This window comes from Streptomyces sp. NEAU-W12 (assembly GCF_026242095.1).
Taxonomy (GTDB): Bacteria; Actinomycetota; Actinomycetes; order Streptomycetales; family Streptomycetaceae; genus Streptomyces.
The window spans coordinates 185,733-205,874 of the sequence record NZ_JAPJDM010000004.1 but is presented as its reverse complement, the minus strand read 5'-3'; the positions used below and the strand labels follow the sequence as shown (position 1 = coordinate 205,874).

General features: G+C 76.5%; 1 protein-coding gene. It reads right to left on the bottom strand.

From position 1 onward, the window contains the following. Window positions 1-3: 3 nt before the first annotated feature. A complete protein-coding gene (locus ORI94_RS06915; RefSeq protein WP_266073477.1) occupies window positions 4-20,136 on the bottom strand; it encodes a non-ribosomal peptide synthase/polyketide synthase in 20,133 nt (6,710 codons plus the stop codon). Window positions 20,137-20,142 lie beyond the last annotated feature (6 nt).

Below are 20,142 nucleotides of genomic sequence, written 5' to 3'. Positions count from 1 at the left end.
GGCTCACCGGCTGTTCCGGGCGTGGCGGGCGATGTGGCGCAGGGCCTCGGCGAAGTCGTCCGCGACACGTCGCACGGCGTCCGTGGGGTGGAGGGCGGGCCGGTGGTGCCAGGTGAAGGACAGCCGGCCGCCCTGCACCGCGCCGACGACCTCCAGCGGGTGGGAGCCGCTGTCGCGCGGGTCGTGGTGCCGGCCGAACGACCCGTGCTCGGCGCGCACCAGGCCGTCGCCGGGGCTCTCCGGGCGGGCGTCCCACTGGCCGAGGTAGTTGAAGACGACCTGTCCGTGCGCGGCCCGTCCGAGCCGCTCGCGCACCTCGGGCGGTCCGAAGGTGCGCAGTGCGCCGAAGCCCAGGCCGTTGCCGGGCACGGCGCGCAGCTGGCGGCGCACCGACTTCACCAGGGTCCGCCAGTCCCGGGTGGAGCCGGGGCCGGCGGGTTCGGGCACCTGGAGGGCGATGGGGTGGACGGTGGTGAACCAGCCGACCGTGCGGGAGAGGTCCACGTCGTCGAGGACGTCCTCGCGGCCGTGTCCCTCCAGGTCCAGGCGGACCTCCTCGCGGCCGGTCCAGCGGGCCAGGGCCAGGGCGAGGGCGGCGAGCAGCACGTCGTTGACGCGGGTGCGGTAGGCGGTCGGCGCGGCGCGCAGCAGTGCCTCGGTGTCCGCCTCGTCCAGTTCGACGGTGAGCGTGTCGACGGGGCCCGTCTGTGGCCCGGTCGGCGTCCCGGCCGGCAGCGACCCGGCGTCGACCGCCCGCTCCCAGTAGGGCAGTTCGTCGTCGAGGGCTCCGGCCGCGACGTGTGCGGCGAGGCCTCGGGCCCAGTCGCGGAAGGAGGTGGTGCGTTCGCCCGGCGTGACGGGCTCGCCCCGGACGGCCTGCCGGTAGGCGGCTTCCAGGTCGTCGCGCAGGATGCGCCAGGACACGGCGTCCACGACGAGGTGGTGCGCGACCAGGAGGAGGAAGGCGGGCCGGCCGGCGTCCCCGGTGAACAGGGCCGCCCGCAGCAGCGGGCCGCGCGCCAGGTCGAAGCCGGTGTGCAGGTCGTCGGCGGCCTCCTCCATCGCCGCGTCGGCCTCGGCGGGAGTCAGCCCGCTCAGGTCGTGGCGGTTCAGGAGCCGGTCGCGGCCGGTGTCGGACGGCGGCGGGTTGAACTGGCGCCAGCCGCCTTCGTCCTCGGTGAAGCGCATGCGCAGGGCGTCGTGGTGGTCGAGCAGGGCGTTCAGGGCCGTTTCCAGGGCGGCGGCGTCCAGGGGGGCGCCGAGTTCCAGCAGCAGCGACTGGTTGAAGTGGCCGTGGCGGGCGCGCGGGCTGCTGAGGAACCACTCCTGGATGGGGGTGAGCGGCACGTCTCCGCTCACCGGCCCCTCCCCGGAGTGCTGGGGAGCGTCGGTGACGACGGTGGCCAGTTCGGCGACCGTCTGGTGGGTGAACAGGTCGCGGGTGGCCAGGTGCAGTCCCTCCCGCCGCAGCCGTGAGACGACCTGCATGCTGAGGATGGAGTCGCCGCCGAGGTGGAAGAAGTTGTCGTGCGCGCCGACGTCCGCCACGCCGAGGACGTCGGCCCAGATGCGGGCGATGCGGTGTTCGGTGTCGGTGCGCGGTGCCGTGCGCGGTGTGGTGGCGGTGTGCGCGGGGCCGGGGTCGGGCAGGGCGGCGCGGTCGGTCTTGCCGTTCGGGGTGAGCGGCAGGCGTTCCAGCGGCACGAACGCCGACGGGACCATGTGCGGCGGGAGCAGCCCGGCGAGGTGGTCGCGCAGCTCGGGCACCGGCAGTTCCCCCGTGGTGCCCCCGGCGGGCACCACGTGGGCCACGAGCCGTCCGCCGGAGCGGCCGTCCGGGCCGGTGCCGCCGCGGACGGTGACCACCGCGTCGCGCACCCGCGGGCTGCGGCGCAGCGCGCTCTCGATCTCCCCGGGCTCGATACGGAAGCCGCGCAGCTTGACCTGGTCGTCGGCGCGTCCGGCGAAGCGCAGTTCGCCGGACGCGTCCCAGCGGGCCAGGTCGCCGGTGCGGTACATCCGCTCCCCCGGCGCGCCGAACGGGTCGGCGACGAAACGCGAGGCGGTCGGGCCGGGCCGGTTCAGATAGCCGCGGGCCAGTCCCGGTCCGGCCACGTACAGGTCGCCGGTGACGCCGGGCGGGACGGGGCGCAGGGCCGCGTCGAGGACGTGGACACGGGTGGCGCCCGCCGGGCGGCCGATCGGCGGTGCGCCCGTGCCGGGGGTGAGGGGGCCGGTCCAGGTGGCGACGACGGTGGCCTCGGTCGGACCGTAGGAGTTGATCATGCGTCGGCCGGGTGCCCACCGTTCGACGAGGTGGGCCGGGCACGCCTCGGCGCCGACGATCAGGGTGCGCAGGTGCGGCAGTGCGCCGGCGGCCCGGGGGTCGACCGTGGCCAGGGCGGCGGGCGGGATCAGCGTGTGGCTGACGCGCCGCTCGGTGAGGGCCTGGGCGAGCCGCTCGCCGACGAGGGGGCCTTCCTCCCCGGTGACGAGGGTGGCTCCGCCGAGCAGGGACACGCACAGCTCGAGCACGGAGGCGTCGAAGCTGGGCGAGGCGAACTGCAGGACCCGGTCGCCGGGGCCCGCGTCGTAGCGGTCGGCGGCGGCCGCGGCGAAGGCGGCCAGGCCGCTGTGCGTCACCGTCACGCCCTTGGGTGTGCCGGTGGAACCGGACGTGTAGATCACGTACGCCGGGTGGGTGACGGTCAGCGGGGCCGTGCGGTCGGCGTCCGTGGGCGCGGCGTCCGGCCCGTCCGCGTCCCGTACGACGGCGGGGTCGTCCAGCACGAGCCAGGCGTCCGCGTCGCGCAGCATGAACTCCCGCCGCTGCTCGGGGTAGTCCGGGTCGACGGGCAGGAAGGCACCGCCGGCCTTGGCCACGGCGAGCTGGGCCACCACCGTCTCCGCGCCGCGGGGCAGGGCCAGCGCCACGATCCGCTCGGGTCCCACGCCCCGGGCGATGAGCCGGTGCGCCAGCCGGTTGGCGGCGCGCTCGACCTGCGCGTACGTCAGCTCGCGGCCGTCGGCGTCGGCCAGGGCCACGGCATCGGGCGTGCGGGCCGCCTGCTGTTCGAACAGGTCCGGCAGCGTCGCCGCCGGTACCGGGCGGACGGTGCCCCGTCCCTGGTCGAGGACGGCCTTGAGCGTCTCGTCGGTGGCGAGGGGCAGGGCGCCCACGGGCCGGTCGGGGTCGTCGGCGACGGCGGTCAGGAGCGTGCCGAGCTGGTCGGCCATCCGTTCGGCGGTGGCCGCGTCGAACAGGCCGGTGTTGTAGGTGAGCAGGCCGTGCAGTTCTCCGGCGGGGGTCTCGGCGAACTCCAGGGTGAGGTCGAACGCCGCGTGCCGCAGTTCCGTGTCGACGTCGGTGACCTCGATGCCGGGCAGGTCGAGGTCGGCGCCCGGGGCGTTCTGCAGCACCACCATGACCTGGAACAGGGGGGTGCGGCTGGTGTCGCGGACCGGCTGCACCTCGTCCACCACCCGCTCGAACGGCGCCTCCTGGTGGGCGAGGGCGTCCAGTACGGTCGCGCGCACCTCGGTGAGGAACTCGGGGAAGGGACGGTCGGGTTCGACGCGGGAGCGCAGGACGAGGGTGTTGACGAAGAACCCGACGAGGTGCTGGGTCTCGGCGCGGTCGCGGCCGGAGGTGACCGTGCCGACGGTGATGTCACGGCCGCCGGTCAGGCGGGCCAGGTAGGTCTGTGCGGCGGCGACCAGCGTGGTGAACAGGGTGGCCTGCCGGTCCCGGCCCACCTGGGCGAGACGGCGGGCCGTGCCGCGCGGCAGGACGAGGGGCACGGTGGCGCCGTCGTGGGTGCGCACCGCCGGACGCGGCCGGTCGGTGGGCAGGTCCAGCGTCTCCAGACCGGTCAGGTGCTCCTTCCAGTACGCGAGGTGTTCGTCCGCGCCGCTGCCGCGCTGCCAGTGGGCGTAGTCGGCGTACTGCACCGCAAGCGGCGGCAACTGCCCTGCTCCCTCACCCCGTCCGGCCCGGTAGAAGTGGGCGAGGTCGCCGGTGAGCACTCCGGTGGACCAGCCGTCGGTGACGATGTGGTGCAGGGTCAGCGTCAGGACGTGCTCGTCGTCCGAGAGCCTGATCAGCCCCGCGTGCAGCAGCGGGCCGCGCCGCAGGTCGAACGTGCGGGCGCGCTCGGCCTCCAGCAGCTCCTCCAGCCGGGCCGCACGGTCGGTTTCCGCCGTCTGCGACAGGTCGTGCAGCGGCAGCGGCACGTCCGGTGCCGGGTGGACGACCTGCACGCCGTGGCCGTCCACCGTGTCGAAGGTGGTGCGCAGCGCCTCGTGCCGCTCGACCAGGGCGCGCAGGGCGGCGGTCAGGGCGGGCACGTCGAGCCGGCCGCGCAGGCGCAGGGCCGACGCGGTGACGTACTCTCCGCTGCCCGGCGCGAACTCCTCCAGGAACCACAGGCGTTGCTGGGCGTACGACATCGGGGCGGGCGTGTCGCGGGGGACCGGGACGATCGCGGTGGGCGCGGCGTCGCCGGACGGCTCCTCGGTGAGCAGGGCGGCGAGGGCGGCGGGGGTCGGGTGGGTGAACACCGCCCGCGGTGACAGGTCGGTACCGAACGCCTCGGACAGGCGGGCGGCCAGCCGGATGCTGAGGATGGAGTCGCCGCCCAGCTGGAAGAAGTCGTCCTCCACGCCGGGCCGCCGCACGGACAGGACCTCCGCGAAGACGTCGGCGGTGCGCCGCTCGGCGTCGGTGCGCGGCGCGGTCGGCGCGCCCCGCCGGTCGCCGCCCTCGGGCTCTGGCGCCGGGAGCGCCGCCCGGTCGACCTTGCCGTTGCCGCTGAGCGGCAGCGCGGGCAGGGCGACGAACGCCGAGGGCACGAGGTGGTCGGGGAGCGAGCGCCGGGCGAACTCCCGGACGTCCGTGAGGTCCTCGGGGCCGACCAGGTAGGCCACCAGGCGCCGGCTGCCGGGCCGGTCCTCGCGGGCCAGCACCGCCACGTCCGCGACGCCGGGATGTGCCGCGAGGGCCGCCTCCACCTCGCCGGGTTCGACGCGGAAGCCGCGTATCTTCACCTGGTCGTCGGCGCGGCCCAGGAACTCGACCGTGCCGTCGGGGCGGCGGCGGGCCAGGTCGCCGGTGCGGTACATGCGGGTGCCGGGCGGGCCGGCGGGGTCGGCGAGGAAGCGGGCGGCGGTGTCGCCGGGACGGCCCAGGTAGCCGCGTGCCACGCCCTCGCCGGCGAGGTACAGCTCGCCGGCGCAGCCCGGTGGTACGGGCCGCAGACGGCCGTCGAGGACGTGGACCCGCATGTCGTCGAGCGGGTGGCCGACGGGCACGGTGTCGGGGACGGCCGTCGCGTCGGTGAGCGCGAAGGCGGTCGCGAACGTCGTCGCCTCGGTGGGGCCGTAGCCGTCCACGACGGTCAGGCCGGGGCAGGCGGACAGCACGCGGCGTACGGCCGCGGCGGGCACCACGTCGCCGCCGGTCCACACCTGGCGCAGGCCGGCGAAGCAGTCCGGCGCGTCCTGCGCCAGCAGCCGGAAGAGGCCGGCGGTCAGCCACAGCGCGCTCAGGCCCCCGTCGCGGACCAGGTTCCGCAGCAGCGCCGCGTCCACGGGCCGGGGCGGTGCCACGACCACGCAGCCGCCGTTCAGCAGGGGCGCCCACACCTCGAAGGTGGCGGCGTCGAAGGCCACCGGGGAGTGCAGCAGCACCCGGTCGCACACCCCGCCGGTGAAGCGGCTGTCGGTGGCGAGGGCGGCCACGTCGCGGTGGCGTACCGCGACGGCCTTGGGCTCGCCGGTCGACCCGGAGGTGAACATCACGTACGCCGGCCGGTCGGCGTCCGCGGGTACGGCGGCGGGCGCGCCCGCCGCGGGGGTGCGTGCGGCGGCGACGTCCGCGGCGGTCAGCCGGGCCGCCGCGCCCGCCCACCCGATCAGGGTGCGGCGCCGCTCCTCGGGGGCCCGGACGTCCACCGGCACGTAGGCGCCGCCCGCCTTGAGGACGGCGAGCTGGGCGACGACGAGTTCGGGGCAGCGGTCCATCAGCAGCGCCACCCGGTCCTCGGCCCGCAGGCCGCCGGCGAGGAGCCGGGACGCCACGGCGTCGGACCAGTCGTCGAGGCGGCGGTACGTCAGCTCCGTGCCGGCGTCGCGCAGGGCGGGCGCGTCGGGGGTGCGGCGGACCTGCTCGGCGAACAGCTCGACGGGGCTGCGCGGTGCCGCCGGCCGGGTGGTGGCGTCCCACCGCTGGAGCAGGGCGCGGTCGTCCTCGGTCAGCGGCTCGAGGCCGGTGACGTCCGCGTCGGCCCCCAGGGCGTCGGCGAGGGCGGTCAGGACGACCGCGAGTCTGGCCGCGAGGCGTTCGGCCGTGTCCGCGTCGAACAGGTCGGCGTCGTAGGCGAGGTCGATGCCGAGCCGGTCGCCGAGGTGGGCGCGCAGGCACAGTGGGAAGGTCGGCGCGTCGTCGGCCCGCACCTCCTCGACGCGCACGCCCGTGCGGGCCGTGGCGGACGCGTCGACGGGGTAGTTCTCGAAGACCACCATGCTGTCGAACAGCGCCTCGCCGGCCGGGACCTCGCTCAGCGCCTGGATGCGGGGCAGCGCGAGGAAGTCGAAGCGGCGGGCGTCGCTCTGCCGCTCCTGCACGTCCCGCAGCCAGGAGGCCGCTCCTCCGCCCGTGACGCGGATCCGGGTGGGCACGGTGTTGATGAACATGCCGGTCATCGCCTCCACGCCGGGCAGTTCGGCCGGACGCCCGGAGACGGTCGTGCCGAACACGATGTCGTCGCGTCCGCCGTGGCGGGCCAGCAGCAGCGCCCAGGCGCCCTCGATCACGGTGTTCACCGTCAGCCCGGCCCGTGCCGCCGCCTCCCGCAGCCGCGCCGAGACCCGCTCGTCCAGCCGCCGGTGCGCCGTGGCGGCGGCGCGGGCGCGGTGTGCCCCGGCCGGTGTGCGGTCGTACGGCAGCGGGGTGCGGGCCGGGAAGCCGGCGAGGGCGCCGGCCCAGTACGCCTCGGCCGCGCCCTCGTCCTGGTCGTGCAGCCAGCGCAGGAAGTCGGAGAACGGGCGCCTGGCCGGCGCGGGGGCCTCGCGGCCGCCGGTGAGCGCGGCGTAGCGCTCGCACACCTCGGTGAGCAGCTGCCCGGTGCTCCAGCCGTCCAGGATCAGGTGGTGGGAGGACCACAGCAGCAGGATCTCGTCGCCGGGCAGCGTGGCCAGGGTGATGCGGGTGAGGGGCGCGGTGGTGAGGTCCATGCCCGCCGCGCGGTCGGCGGCCAGCAGCTCCCCGGTCTCCCTCCCGCGCTGCCCGGGCGTCAGGTGCCGCCAGTCCAGGTGGGTGACGGGCAGCTCCACGCGGTGGTGGACGACCTGGACCGGGTGCGGCAGGCCCTGCCAGTGGACGCTGGTGCGCAGGGCCCCGGTGCGGTCGGCCACCTGCTGCCAGGCCGCGGCGAAGGCGTGCGGGTCGGCCACCCCGGACAGCCGTACGGCCGTCCGGTCGAAGTAGGCGCCCGCCGTGTCGACCAGACCGTGGAAGAGCATGCCGGCCTGCAGGGGTGTCAGCGGCAGGACGTCGGCCACGTGCCGGCCGTCGCCCACCAGGCGGTCCAGCTCCCTCTGGTCGAGCCCGGCGAGCGGGAAGTCCGACGGAGTGCGGCCGCCCGCGTCCGGGCGGGCGCAGTGGGCCGCGATGTCGCGCAGCGCCGCGCACATCCCGTCGGCGAGTTCGCGGACGGTGGACTCGTCGTAGACGGCCGGCGGGTAGGTCCAGCCGAGTTCGAGGCGGCCGCCCTGGACCACGCCGGTGACGTCCAGCAGGTAGGGGCGGGGTTCGTCGGGGTCGGTGTCGGAGCCGGCCGGGGGCAGGGCGGCGCCGTAGAGGCCGCTCCGGCTCCCGTCGGCGTCCCACCGGCCGTGGTAGTTGAAGCCGACCCGCGGCGCCGGGGCGGCGGCCAGCGGGCTGTCGGGCAGCAGGTGGCGCAGCGCGCCGTGGCTCAGGCCGTGCAGCGGCACCGCGCGCAGCTGCTCCTTGACCGAGCGCAGGGTGTCGTGCCAGCCGGCGTCGGGGTCGACGCTCAGCGCGAGGGGGAACTCGGCGGTGAACCAGCCGACCGTCCGGGAGAGGTCCACGTCGTCGAAGAGGTCCTCGCGGCCGTGGCCCTCCACGCCGACCAGCACGGTGTCGCGTCCGCACCAGCGGGACAGGGTGTGGCCGAGGGCGCTGAGCAGGACGTCGTTGACCTGGGTGCGGTAGACCTCCGGGACCCGGCGCAGCAGGGCCTCGGTCGTCTCCGGCTCGAGTTCCACGGTGACCGTGGCGGCGGTGCCGTGGGTGTTGGGGCCGGGCCGGCCCGCGGGCAGGCCGGCGGGGGCCGCCGCGGTGCGCTCCCAGTGGGCGAGGTCGCCGTCCAGGGCGCCGGACCGGGTGTGCGCCTCCAGCCGGGCCGCCCAGTGGCCGAACGGGGTTCCGGCCGGGGGCAGCTCGACGGGGCGTCCGTCCGCGACGCAGCGGTGGGCGGTCTCCAGATCGGCCAGCAGGATCCGCCAGGAGACGCCGTCGACGGCCAGGTGGTGGACGGTGACGAGGAGTTGCGCGGGCAGGTCCGGGCCGCGGTCGAGGAACAGGACGCGCACCATCCGGCCCTCGGCCGGGTCGAGGGACGCCCGGGCCGCGTCCGCCGCGCGCCGCACCTCGGCCTCCAGCGCGGGGCCGTCCAGGCCGGTGAGGTCGTGGTGGGTGAGGATGCCGTCCGGGACGTCCGGCAGGACCTCCTGGCGCCGGCCGTCGTCGGTGCGGCGGAAGCGGGTGCGCAGGGCCGGGTGGTGGCCCACGAGGGCGTCCACGGCGGGGCGCAGGGCGGACATGCCGGTGCCGGGGGCCAGTTCGATCCGCTGCGACATGGTGAAGCGCAGCGGGTCGCCGGGGCGGCGGCCGTCGAGGTACCAGCGCTGGATCGGGGCGAGCGGTGCGTCGGCGGGCACGGCCGCGTCCGCCGCGGCGGGTGCCGCCTCGGTGACGCGCAGGGCGAGTTCGGCGACGGTCTGGTGGCGGAAGACGTCCTTGGTGGTCAGCGCCAGTCCGGCCCGGCGGGCCCGGGAGACGATCTGGATGCTGAGGATGGAGTCGCCGCCGAGCGCGAAGAAGTTGTCCCGCGCACCCACCCGTTCGACCCGCAGGACGTCCGCCCAGATCGCGGCCAGCGTCTCCTCGGTGCCGGGGCGCGGTGCCACGTAGGTCGTGGCGGGGTCGGGCTGCGCGGGCGGGGCGGGCAGGGCGCGCCGGTCGGTCTTGCCGCTGCTGGTGCGCGGGATCCGCGCCAGCGGGACGAACGCCGCCGGCACCATGTGGTCCGGCAGGGTGCGCCGGAGCGCGAGGCGCAGTTCGTCGGCGGTCGGAACGGTGTCCCCGGCGGGCACCAGGTGGGCCACGAGCATGAGCCGGCCCGCGTGCTCACGTGCCGTCACCACGGCCTCGGACACGTCCGGGTGGGCGAGCAGCGCGGCCTCGACCTCTCCGGGTTCGACACGGAACCCGCGGATCTTGATCTGTTCGTCGGCGCGGCCCAGGAACTCCAGCAGCCCTCGCTCGTTCCAGCGGGCGCGGTCGCCGGTGCGGTACATCCGCTCCCCCGGCGCGCCGAACGGGTCGGCGACGAAACGCGACGCGGTCGGGCCGGGGCGGCCCAGGTAGCCGCGGGCCACCTGCGCGCCGGCGAGGTACAGCTCGCCGGGCACGCCGGGCGGCACCGGGCGCAGGGCGCCGTCGAGGACGTGGGCGCGCAGGTTGCGGCCGGGGCGCCCGATGACCGGCCGGTCCGGGTGGTCGGTGACACGCCCGTAGGTGGCGTCGACGGTGCACTCGGTGGGCCCGTACATGTTGTACGCGGTGACGCCGAGGCCGGCGGCGGCATCCAGTTCCCGCCAGGTGTCGGGGCCCGTCGCCTCGCCGCCGACCAGCAGGACGCGCGGGTGGTGGCGGCCGGGTGCGAGGAGTCCGGCGGCGGTGAGTTCGCGCAGGAAGGAGGGGGTGACGTTCACCAGGTCCAGGCCGCGTGCGGCGATCTGGGCGCAGAACGCGTCCGGGTCCAGGCGCACGTCTTCGTCGACCAGGTGGACCTCCTGCCCGAGGGCGAGCAGCAGCGGCCCCTCCCAGGAGGTGTCGAAGGAGAACGAGGCGCTCAGCGCGGCGCGCAGCCGCCGCCCGTCCGCGGTGTGCGGTGCGACGAGCCCTTCGCGGTGGTCGTGGCAGAGGTTGACCAGGTGGCGGTGTTCGACGACGACGCCCTTGGGGCGGCCGGTGGAGCCGGAGGTGTAGACGATGTAGGCGGCGTGGTCCGGGCGCAGCGGGGCCGGTCGGTCGCGGTCGGTGGGGTCGTGGGCGGGCAGCCGGTCCCACGGCACCTCGCGCAGCGCGCCGGTGGTCAGCACGGTGTGCGGGGCCGCGTCCCGGAGGAGGTGGGTGACGCGTTCGGCGGGCAGGTCGGGGTCGAGGCACAGGAGGGTGCCGCCCGCCTTGGCGACGGCGAGCACCGCCGCCGGCAGGTCGGAGGTGCGCGGCAGTCGTACGGCGACCACCCGCTCGGGGGCGACGCCCCGGGCGAGGAGGTGGTGGGCGAGCCGGTTGGCGCGCTCGTTGAGGGCGGCGAAGTCGAGCGTGGCGTCCCGTGCCACCAGGGCGGTGTCGTGCGGGGTGCGGGCGGCCTGTGCCTCGAACAGGGCGGGGAAGGTGGTGTCGGGGACCGCGAGCCGCGGCCCCTGCCAGTCGTGGAGCACGTGGCGCCGCTCGGCGGCGGTCATCAGCTCCAGCGCCCGCACGTCCCGGTCGGGGTCCTGTGCGGCGGCCTCCAGGAGCAGCCGCAGGCGGGCGGCCAGGCGCCGGACGGTGTCCTCGTCGAACAGGGCGGTGTCGTACTCCAGGTGGCCGGTGACGCCGCCGTCGCCCTCCACGAAGTCGAAGGCCAGGTCGAACGTGGCGTGCCGGACCGGCGGGGTGAGCGGCTCGACGTCCAGGTCCGGGAGCGCGGGGGCCTCGGCGCCCAGGTTGTGCAGGGCGACCATGACCTGGAACAGGGGGGTGCGGCTGGTGTCCCGCTCGGGCCGGAGGGCGTCCACCAGCCGCTCGAAGGGCACGTCCTGGTGGGCGAACGCCTCCAGGACGGTGCCGCGTACCTGCTCCAGCAGCGCGCGGAACGACGTGCCGGGGCGCACCCGGTTGCGCAGCACCAGCGTGTTCACGAACATGCCGACCACGTCGTGCAGTTCGGGGCGCTCACGGCCCGCGGTGACGGTGCCGACGGCGAAGTCGTCCTGGTCGGCCCAGCGGGACAGCAGGGCCGTGCAGGCGGTCAGCAGCGTCATGTACAGGGTGGCATCGGACTCCCGGCCCCGCTCGCGCAGCCGGTCGGTCAGTCCGGCGGGCAGGGCGAAGGTCACCAGCGCGCCGTCCCGGGTCCGTACGGCGGGACGCGGCCGGTCGGTCGGCGGCTCCAGCGGAGGCACTCCGTCCAGCACCTGCTGCCAGTGGGCGAGTTGACGCTCGACGCGGTCGGTGCGGGCACGCTGCCAGGCGGCGTGGTCGGCGTAGCGGACGGGCAGTGCGGGCAGTTCGGGGCGGCGGCCCTCGTGTGCCGCCGCGTACAGCTCGCCCAGGTCCCGGCCGAGGACGCCGAGCGACCAGCCGTCGGTGACGATGTGGTGGACGGCGAGGACGAGGACGTGCTCGCCGTCGGCCGGACGGGCCAGCCGGGCGCGCAGCAGCGGCCCGGCCGCCAGGTCGAAGGGCGTGGCGGCCTCGCGCTCCAGCAGCGCGTCCAGCGCCGCCCGCGCGTCCGGGGCCGTGGTGAGGTCGTCCACGGGCAGGTCGACCCGGTGCGGCGGGTGCACCAGCTGCCGGGCCTGTCCGTCCTGTTCGACGAACGTGGTGCGCAGCGCCTCGTGCCGGGCGACCAGGCCGTCCAGCGCGGTGCGCAGGGCGCTCACGTCGAGGGGTCCGCGCAGGCGGAGCACGGACAGCGTCGTGTACTCGGTGCTGCCGGGCTCGAACCGGTCGAGGAACCACAGGCGCTGCTGGGGGTACGACAGGGGCGCCGGGGTCTGCGGGGCGGTCGCCGGTATCGCGTCGGCCTGCGGGGCGGGCGCGCCGTCGGCCGGTTCGCCGAGCCCGGCGGCCAGGGCGGCCACCGTGGGGCGGGTGAACAGCAGTCTCGGGGAGACGTCGGGACCGAACGCGGCGCGCAGGCGGGCGGTGACGCGGACGGCGAGGATGGAGTCGCCGCCGAGCGCGAAGAAGTCGTCGCCGGCGTGCACCTCCCCGACTCCCAGCACGTCGGCCCAGGCGGCGGCGACCAGCCGTTCGGCGGGTGTGCGCGGCGGTGTCCGGTCGGTGCCGGCGGCGTAGCCGTCCGGTCCCGGTGCGGGAAGTGCGCGCCGGTCGAGCTTGCCGTTGACGGTGAGCGGCAGGGCGTCCACCGGCACGTGGGCGGCGGGCACCATGTGGGCGGGCAGGAGGCGCTCCAGGTGGGCGCGCAGCACGGCCGCCGCGGGGGCCGGGCCGCCGGAGCCGACGACGTGCGCCACGAGCCGACGGGTTCCGGAGGCGTCCTCGAACACGCCGACCGCGGCCTCGGCGACGCCGGGGTGGGTGTGCAGGGCCGCCTCGATCTCACCGGGCTCGATGCGGTAGCCGCGGATCTTCACCTGGGCGTCCGCGCGGCCCAGGTACTCCAGGGTGCCGTCGGCCCGCCACTTCGCCCGGTCACCCGTGCGGTACATCCGCTCCCCCGGCGTGCCGAACGGGTCGGCGAGGAAGCGGGTGGCGGTGAGGCCGGGGCGGCCCAGGTAGCCGCGGGCCAGGCCCTCGCCCGCCACGTACAGCTCGCCGGTCGCGCCGGGCGGCACGGGCGCCAGGTCCGCGTCGAGCACGTACACCCGCAGGTCGTCGATGGCCGTGCCGATGGGACTGGCGGGGCCGTCGGGGGCGGTGGCGGGATCGAGCGGGGCGTGGGTGACGTGCACGGTGGTCTCGGTGATGCCGTACATGTTGACCAGCCGCGGGGCAGAGGCCGGGTGGCGCGTCCACCAGTCGGCGAGCCGGCCGACGTCCAGGGCCTCGCCGCCGAAGACCACCGTGCGCAGGGCGAGGCGGGCGCCGGTCTCCGGGTGTTCGGCGTCCGCGCGGATCAGCGGGTAGAACGCGGAGGGCGTCTGGTTGAGGACGGTGACCCGCTCGTCCGCCAGCAGGCGCAGGAAGTCCTCCGGGGAGCGGGCCGTCTCGTCGGGCACGACGACGAGACGGCCGCCGTGCAGCAGCGGGCCCCACATCTCCCACACCGAGAAGTCGAACGCGTAGGAGTGGAACATCGTCCACACGTCGTCCGCGCCGAAGCCGAACCGGTCACGGGTGCGGGTGAACAGCCGGACCACGTTGGCGTGCGGGATCACCACGCCCTTGGGGCGGCCGGTGGAGCCGGAGGTGTGGATGGCGTAGGCGGGGCTCTCCGGCAGCGGCCGGCGGGCGGGGGCGGGTCCGGTGGCCGGGCGGCGGGCGAGGTCGGCCCCGACCCGCGGATCGTCGAGGAGCAGCAGGGGCACGTCGGTGCCGTCGACCCGGGCCGCCGTGCCGGTCGTGGTCACCAGGGTCACCGGGTCGGCGTCGGCGAGGAGGTGGCCGATGCGGTCGGCGGGCGAGGCCGGGTCGATCGGCAGGTAGGCCGCGCCGGTCTTCAGCACGGCGAGGACCGCGACGACCTGGTCGCAGGAGCGGGGCAGGGCGAGGGCGACGAACTCCTCGGGCGCGGCGCCGAGCCCGGCGAGCCGGTGGGCGAGCCGGCCGGCGCGGGCGTCGAGCGTCGCGTAGTCCAGACGCTCGGTGCCGCAGGTGACGGCGACGGCGCCCGGTGTGCGGGCGGCCTGCTCCTCGAACAGGTCCACCAGGGTCTGGCCGGGGCGGCCCCGTTCGGTGCCGTTCCAGTCGGTGAGCATCCGCCGCCGTTCCCCGGCCGTGGGCCGGGCCAGGTCGCGCAGCGGCCGGTCGGGACCGTCGGCCAGCTCCGTGAGCAGCAGGCACAGCCGGTCGGCGAGCGAGCGGACGGTCGCCGCGTCGAACAGGGCGGGGTCGTAGGCGAGGTCGAAGCCGAGGCGTTCGCCGTGGTGGGCGCGCAGGACGAGCGGGTAGTTGGTGGCGTCGCGGGAGGCCACCCGGGCCAGCCGCACCCCGGAACCGGCCGTGCGGGCCTCGTCGAAGGGGTAGTTCTCGAAGGCGACCATGCTGTGGAAGAGCGGGCTGCCGGACGGCACGTCGCTGAGCCGGGTCAGCTCGGCCAGCGACACGGCCGCGAACCGCCTCGACTCGGCCTGGGCGTCCTGCAGGTCCCGCAGCCACGCGCCGGCCGCGCGTCCGGGGTCGACGCGTATTCGGGTGGGCACGGTGTTGATGAACATGCCCACCATCGACTCGACGCCGGGCAGGTCGTCGGGCCGGCCGGAGACGGTGGTGCCGAACACCACGTCGTCCTCGGCTCCGTACCGGGCCAGCAGCAGCGCCCAGGCGCCCTGCACGACCGTGTTGAGGGTGAGTCCGGCGTCGCGTGCGGTGCGTGCCAGCCGGGCCGACGCCACGTCGTCCAGGCCGGCCGCGTGGACGTCGGCGGAGCGGGCCGAGTGGGCCTCGCGCAGGGGGCGGTCGGCGGGCAGCGGGGTGGGGTCGGTGAAGCCGGCGAGGACGCCTCGCCAGTGCGCGCGGGCGGCGCCGGGGTCCTGCTCGGCGAGCCAGCGTACGTAGTCGCCGAAGGGGCGCCGTACCGGCGGCCGGGATCCGGCGCCGGCGGTGAGTGCCGCGTACTCCTCGCACACCTCGGTCAGCACCTGGGCCAGGCTCCAGCCGTCCAGGATCAGGTGGTGGGAGGTCCACAGCAGGTGCAGCCGCGCGTGGGGCAGCCGGACCAGGGTCAGCCGCATCAGCGGCGCGGCGGCGAGGTCGACGCCGCGGGCCAGGTCGTCGGCCCGCAGCCGGGCGAGGCGCTCGGCGTGCCCGGCCTCGTCCAGGTCCCGCCAGTCGAGGTGGGTCACCGGCACCCGCACGTCCCGGCGCACGACCTGGAGCGGCACCGGGACGTCCTCCCAGACGACGCAGGTGCGCAGGGCGGGGGTACGCTCGGTGACGCGCTGCCAGGCCGCGGCGAGGGCGTGCGGGTCGGCGACGCCCTCCAGCAGGAGTGCCGCCTGGTCGACGTAGACGTCGTCGGGGCCGCCGACCAGCCGGTGGAAGAGCATGCCCTCCTGGAGCGGGGTCAGCGGCAGGACGTCCTCCACGTCCTGCCCGTCGCCGACCAGCCGGTCCAGGCGGTCCTGGCCGAGGCGGGCCAGCGGGAAGTCGGACGGGGTGCGGCCGCCCGCGCCGGGGCGGGCGCAGTGCTCGGTGATCGCGGCGAGCGCGCGGGTCATGCCGTCGGCGAGGGTGCGGACGGTGTCCTCGTCGTGCACCTGGTCGCTGTAGTGCCAGGTGATCTCCAGTTCGCCGCCGGCGACCACGGCGGAGACGTCCAGCAGGTGGGCCGACGGCTCGTCGGCGGCGACGTCACGGCCGGGCACCTCGTCCGCCGGGGCGAAGTCCCGTCCGTCGCCGGCCTCCCACTGGCCGTGGTAGTTGAAGCAGACCTGCGGCAGCGGCAGGTCCCGCAGGGCGCGGGCGGCCGGGTCGGGCGAGCCGAGGCGGGCCAGGGCCTCGTAGCCGAGGCCGTTGCGGGGAACGGCCCGCAGGCGCTCCTTGACCCTCTTGAGGGTCGTGCCCCAGTCGGGGGCGTCGGACGGTCCGGCGGGGGCGAGGGTGACGGGGTACTGGGTGGTGAACCAGCCCACCGTGCGCGACAGGTCCAGCGTGTCGTCCTCGCGGCCGTGGCCCTCCAGGGTGACGGTCACCCGCTCGGTGCCCGTCCAGTCGGCGAGGACCCGGCTCAGCGCGCTGAGCAGCACGTCGTTGACCTGGGTGCGGTAGACCGCGGGCACCCGGCGCAGGAGAGCCCCGGTGGTGGCGCGGTCCACGCGGGTGCGCAGGGTGCGGACCGAGCCGGCGAGCGGGGTGCCGGAGCGGTCCACGGGCAGCGGGGCACGGGGTTCGGCGGCCTCGGCCGTCCAGTGCGGCAGGTCGGCGTCGAGGTCGCCGGCGCGTACGCGGCGGGCCAGGTGTGCGGCCCAGTCGGCGAACGGCGTGGGGACGGGCTCGAGTCGGACCGGGTCGCCCTGGGCCGCCTGCCGGTAGGCCTGGGCGAGGTCGGCGAGCAGGACGCGCCAGGAGACGCTGTCCACCGCCAGGTGGTGGGCGGTGACGAAGAGCTGGGGGCGTTCGCCGGGAGGGGGCAGCAGCAGGGCGGCGCGCAGCAGGGCGCCGGTGGCCGGGTCGAGGGCGGCGCGGGCGGCCTCGGCGGCCTCCCCGCGGGCGGCCGCCGCGTCGTCGGCGCGGACGAGGTCGTGGCGGGTGAGCAGGCCGGCGGCCGGGCCGTCGCCGGGGTGCTGTTCCCAGGTGTCCACCGCGCGGACGAAGCGGGTGCGCAGCGCGGGGTGGTGGGCGGCCAGTGCCTCCAGGGCGCGCTCCAGGGCCGGCTCGTCCAGGTCGTGCGGCAGGTCCAGCAGCATCGACATGCTGAAGTGCCGCAGCGGGCCGTGCGTGGCGAAGAACCACTCCTGGACCGGCGTCAGCGGCGCCGGGCCCTCCTCGCGCGGTGGCCGGGGGGCGGGCGCGGCGGTGGTGCGCGGGGACGCGGCGGCGGCGAGGTCGGCGACGGTCTGGTGGCGGAAGACGTCCCGCGAGGTGAGGTCGAGGCCCGCCGCCCGGGCGCGGGAGACGGCCTGGATGCTGAGGATGGAGTCGCCGCCCAGCTCGAAGAAGTTGTCCGTCACACCGACCCGGCGCGCGCCCAGCACCTCGGCCCAGATGCGGGCGAGGGTCTCCTCCTCGGGGGTGCGCGGGGCGACGAACTCCTTGTCGCGCCCGCCGCCGTCGAGGTCGGGGGCGGGCAGGGCACGCCGGTCGACCTTGCCGCTGACGGTCATCGGCAGGCCGTCGAGCACGGTGAAGGAGGACGGCACCATGTGGTCGGGCAGCACGCGCCGGCAGGCCGCCCGCACGTCGGCCACGACGAGCCGCGCGTCGCGGCCGGCGGGGGCCGGTGCCCCGGCAGGCGACACCGGCCCGTCGAGGAGCGGCGGCCGGTGCGTGTTCCCGGTGGACCGGCCGGAGGTCCTCGTGCCGGATGTACGCGTACGGGATGTGTCCGGGCTTTCGGCCGGTGCGGCGAGGGGGGTGTCCTCCTGCCCGGGCGGAGCCGAGAGCCCGGGGTCGTGTGCCGGGCGTCGCGACGGGGCGGACGCCGCCTGCCGGGGCACCAGGTAGGCGGCGAGCCGGGTGTGGCCGTGCGGGTCGGTGACGGCGACGACCGCGGCGGCGGCGACCTCGGGCAGGTCGGTCAGGGCCGCCTCGACCTCGCCGGGCTCGATGCGGTGGCCGCGCACCTTGACCTGGTCGTCGGCGCGCCCCAGGTGGTCCAGACGTCCGTCGGCGGTCCGGCGGGCCAGGTCGCCGGTGCGGTACATGCGGGTGCCGGGCGGGCCGAACGGGTCGGGCAGGAACCGTGTGGCGGTGAGCCCCGGCCGGCCCGCGTAGCCGCGCGCCAGTTGCACGCCGGACAGGTACAGCTCGCCGCCGACCCCGGGCGGCACGGGCCGGAGCCGGTCGTCGAGGACGTGGGCGCGCACGTTGGCGAGCGGCCTGCCGACGCTCGGACGGCCGTCGCCCTCGATGCGGCAGGCCAGGGCGTCGACCGTGCACTCGGTGGGCCCGTAGAAGTTGTACGCGGCCACGTCCCGCCGCGCGGCCAGCTCCCGCCACAGGCCGGGCCCGACCGGCTCGCCGCCGAGCATCAGCACCCGGGGGTGGTGGCGCGGGTCGGTGAGCAGTCCGACGGGCAGCAGCTGGCGCAGGTAGGTGGGGGTCAGGTCCAGGAAGTCGATGCGGTGCTCGACGACGTACTCGACCAGCGCGGCGGCGTCCAGCCGGGTCGTCTCGTCGACCAGGTGCAGCGGGTGGCCGTCGGCCATCAGCAGCACGCCCTCCAGTGAGGTGTCGAAGGAGAACGACGCCGTCAGCGCCACCCGCAGCGGCCCGCCGCCCGCCTCGGCGACGAAGCCCTCGCGATGGCCCGCCAGCAGGTTCGCCGCGGACCGGTGCGCCACGGCCACGCCCTTGGGGCGGCCGGTGGAGCCGGAGGTGTAGAGGACGTAGGCGGTGGTGTCCGGGTCCGGCGGCGCGAGCGGGCCCGCGTCGGCGGGGTCGGCGCCGGGCAGGTCCCGCAGCGCGGCCTCGTCCAGTACGAGGGCCGGCCGGGCGTCGTCGAGCAGGAACCGTACCCGCTCCTCGGGCAGCGCGGGATCCAGCGGCAGATAGCCGGCGCCGGCCTTCCAGACGGCGAGGATCGCCACGATCATGTCGGCGGTGCGGGGCAGCCCGAGGGCGACCAGGCGCTCGGGGCCCGCACCGCGCGCGACCAGGTGGCGGGCGAGGCGGTCGGCGCGGGCGTCGAGCGTCGCGTAGTCCAGGCGCACGTCCCCGGCGACCAGGGCGGTGGCGTGCGGGGTGCGGGCGGCCTGCCGCGCGAACAGCTCGGGCAGGGTGTCCTCGGGGACGGGCAGGGCGGTCGCGTTCCAGTCCCGGGTGACCTGCTCCAGCTGCCGCGGCGAGAGCAGGGGCAGGGTGCCCAGCGGCCGGTCCGGCTGCGCGGCGGCGGCGTCCGTCAGGCGCAGCAGCTGGTCGGCCATGCGGGTGGCCGTGTCCGCGTCGAACAGGTCGGTGCGGTACTCCAGCAGGCCGGTGAGACCGTCTCCGTCCGGTAGGAACTCCACGCTCAGGTCGAAGGTGGCGGCCCGTCGGGGCACGGCGACCGGAGCGGTGGCCAGGCCGTGCGGATCGGGGGCGGCGGGCGGCGCGGGGTGCAGCAGGACCATGACGTCGAACAGGGGGTTGCGGCCCGCCTCACGGGTCGCGCCGACGGCCTCCACGATCCGCTCGAACGGCGTGTCGCCGTGCGCGAAGGCGTCGTTGACCGTGTCGGCCGCGGCCGTGAGCAGGTCGCGGAAGGATCCGGCGGTCTCGACCCGGGTGCGCAGCACCACGGTGTTGACGAAGAAGCCGACGGCCCGTTCGAGGTCGGTGCGGCCGCGTCCCGGGGTCAGTGAGCCGACGGTGATGTCGTCCTGTCCCGACCAGCGGGCCAGCAGAGCCTGGCAGGCGGCGGTCAGGGCGGCGAACAGGGTGGTGTGCCGCTCGGCCGCGAGCTGCTTCAGCCGGGCGGTGGTGGCGGCGGGGACGGTGAAGGTGTGCACCGCGCCCGCGCCGGACTCCTCGCCGCGGCGCGGCCGGTCCAGCGGCAGCTCGGGCGCCACCGCGCCCGCCAGCCGCTCCTTCCAGTGGGCCAGTTCGCGCTCCAGGCGGGGGCCGGAGAGCTGCTCGCGCTGCCAGACGGCGAAGTCCGGGTACTGCGCGGCCACCGGCGCCAGCACGGGCTCCGCGCCCTGGGCGAGGGCGTCGTAGGCCGTGCACAGCTCCTCCAGGAGCACCCCCATCGACCAGCCGTCGGTGACGATGTGGTGGGCCGTCAGCAGCAGCACGTGCGCGTCGGGCGACTCGCGCAGCAGCAGGGCCCGCAGCAGCGGCCCGGTGCGCAGGTCGAAGGGGCGCTCGTACTCGGCCAGCAGGGCCGCTTCCAGGGCCTTTCCGTCCCCGGGAGCGGTGAGGTCCCGGACCGGCAGCGGGAGCGGGCCGGCCGGCCGCACGGTCTGCGCGGGTCTGCCGTCGGTCTCGTCGAACGTGGTGCGCAGCGCCTCGTGCCGGCCCACCACCAGCTCCAGCGCGGCGGTCAGGGCGGTGTGGTCCGGCGCTCCGGTGAGCCGGAGCGCGACCGCGCTGTTGTAGCGGGGGTCGCCGGGCCGCAGCCGGTCCAGGAACCACAGCCGCTGCTGGGCGAAGGACAGCGGCAGCGGCCGGGTGCGGTCCGCGCGCGGGAGGGCCCGGCGGGCGGTGGAGGCGGCCCGGCCGGCCAGCCGGCGGCGGAGCTCTTCCTGGAGGTCCTGCGGCAGGGCCTCGGCGCGGTTTCGCTTCGAAGACGTCATGGGGTT

What these genes read in the sequence shown, in the direction of transcription:
- ORI94_RS06915 (WP_266073477.1), bottom strand. Translation starts at nt 20,136, where the DNA reads ATGACGTCTTCGAAGCGAAACCGCGCCGAGGCCCTGCCGCAGGACCTC.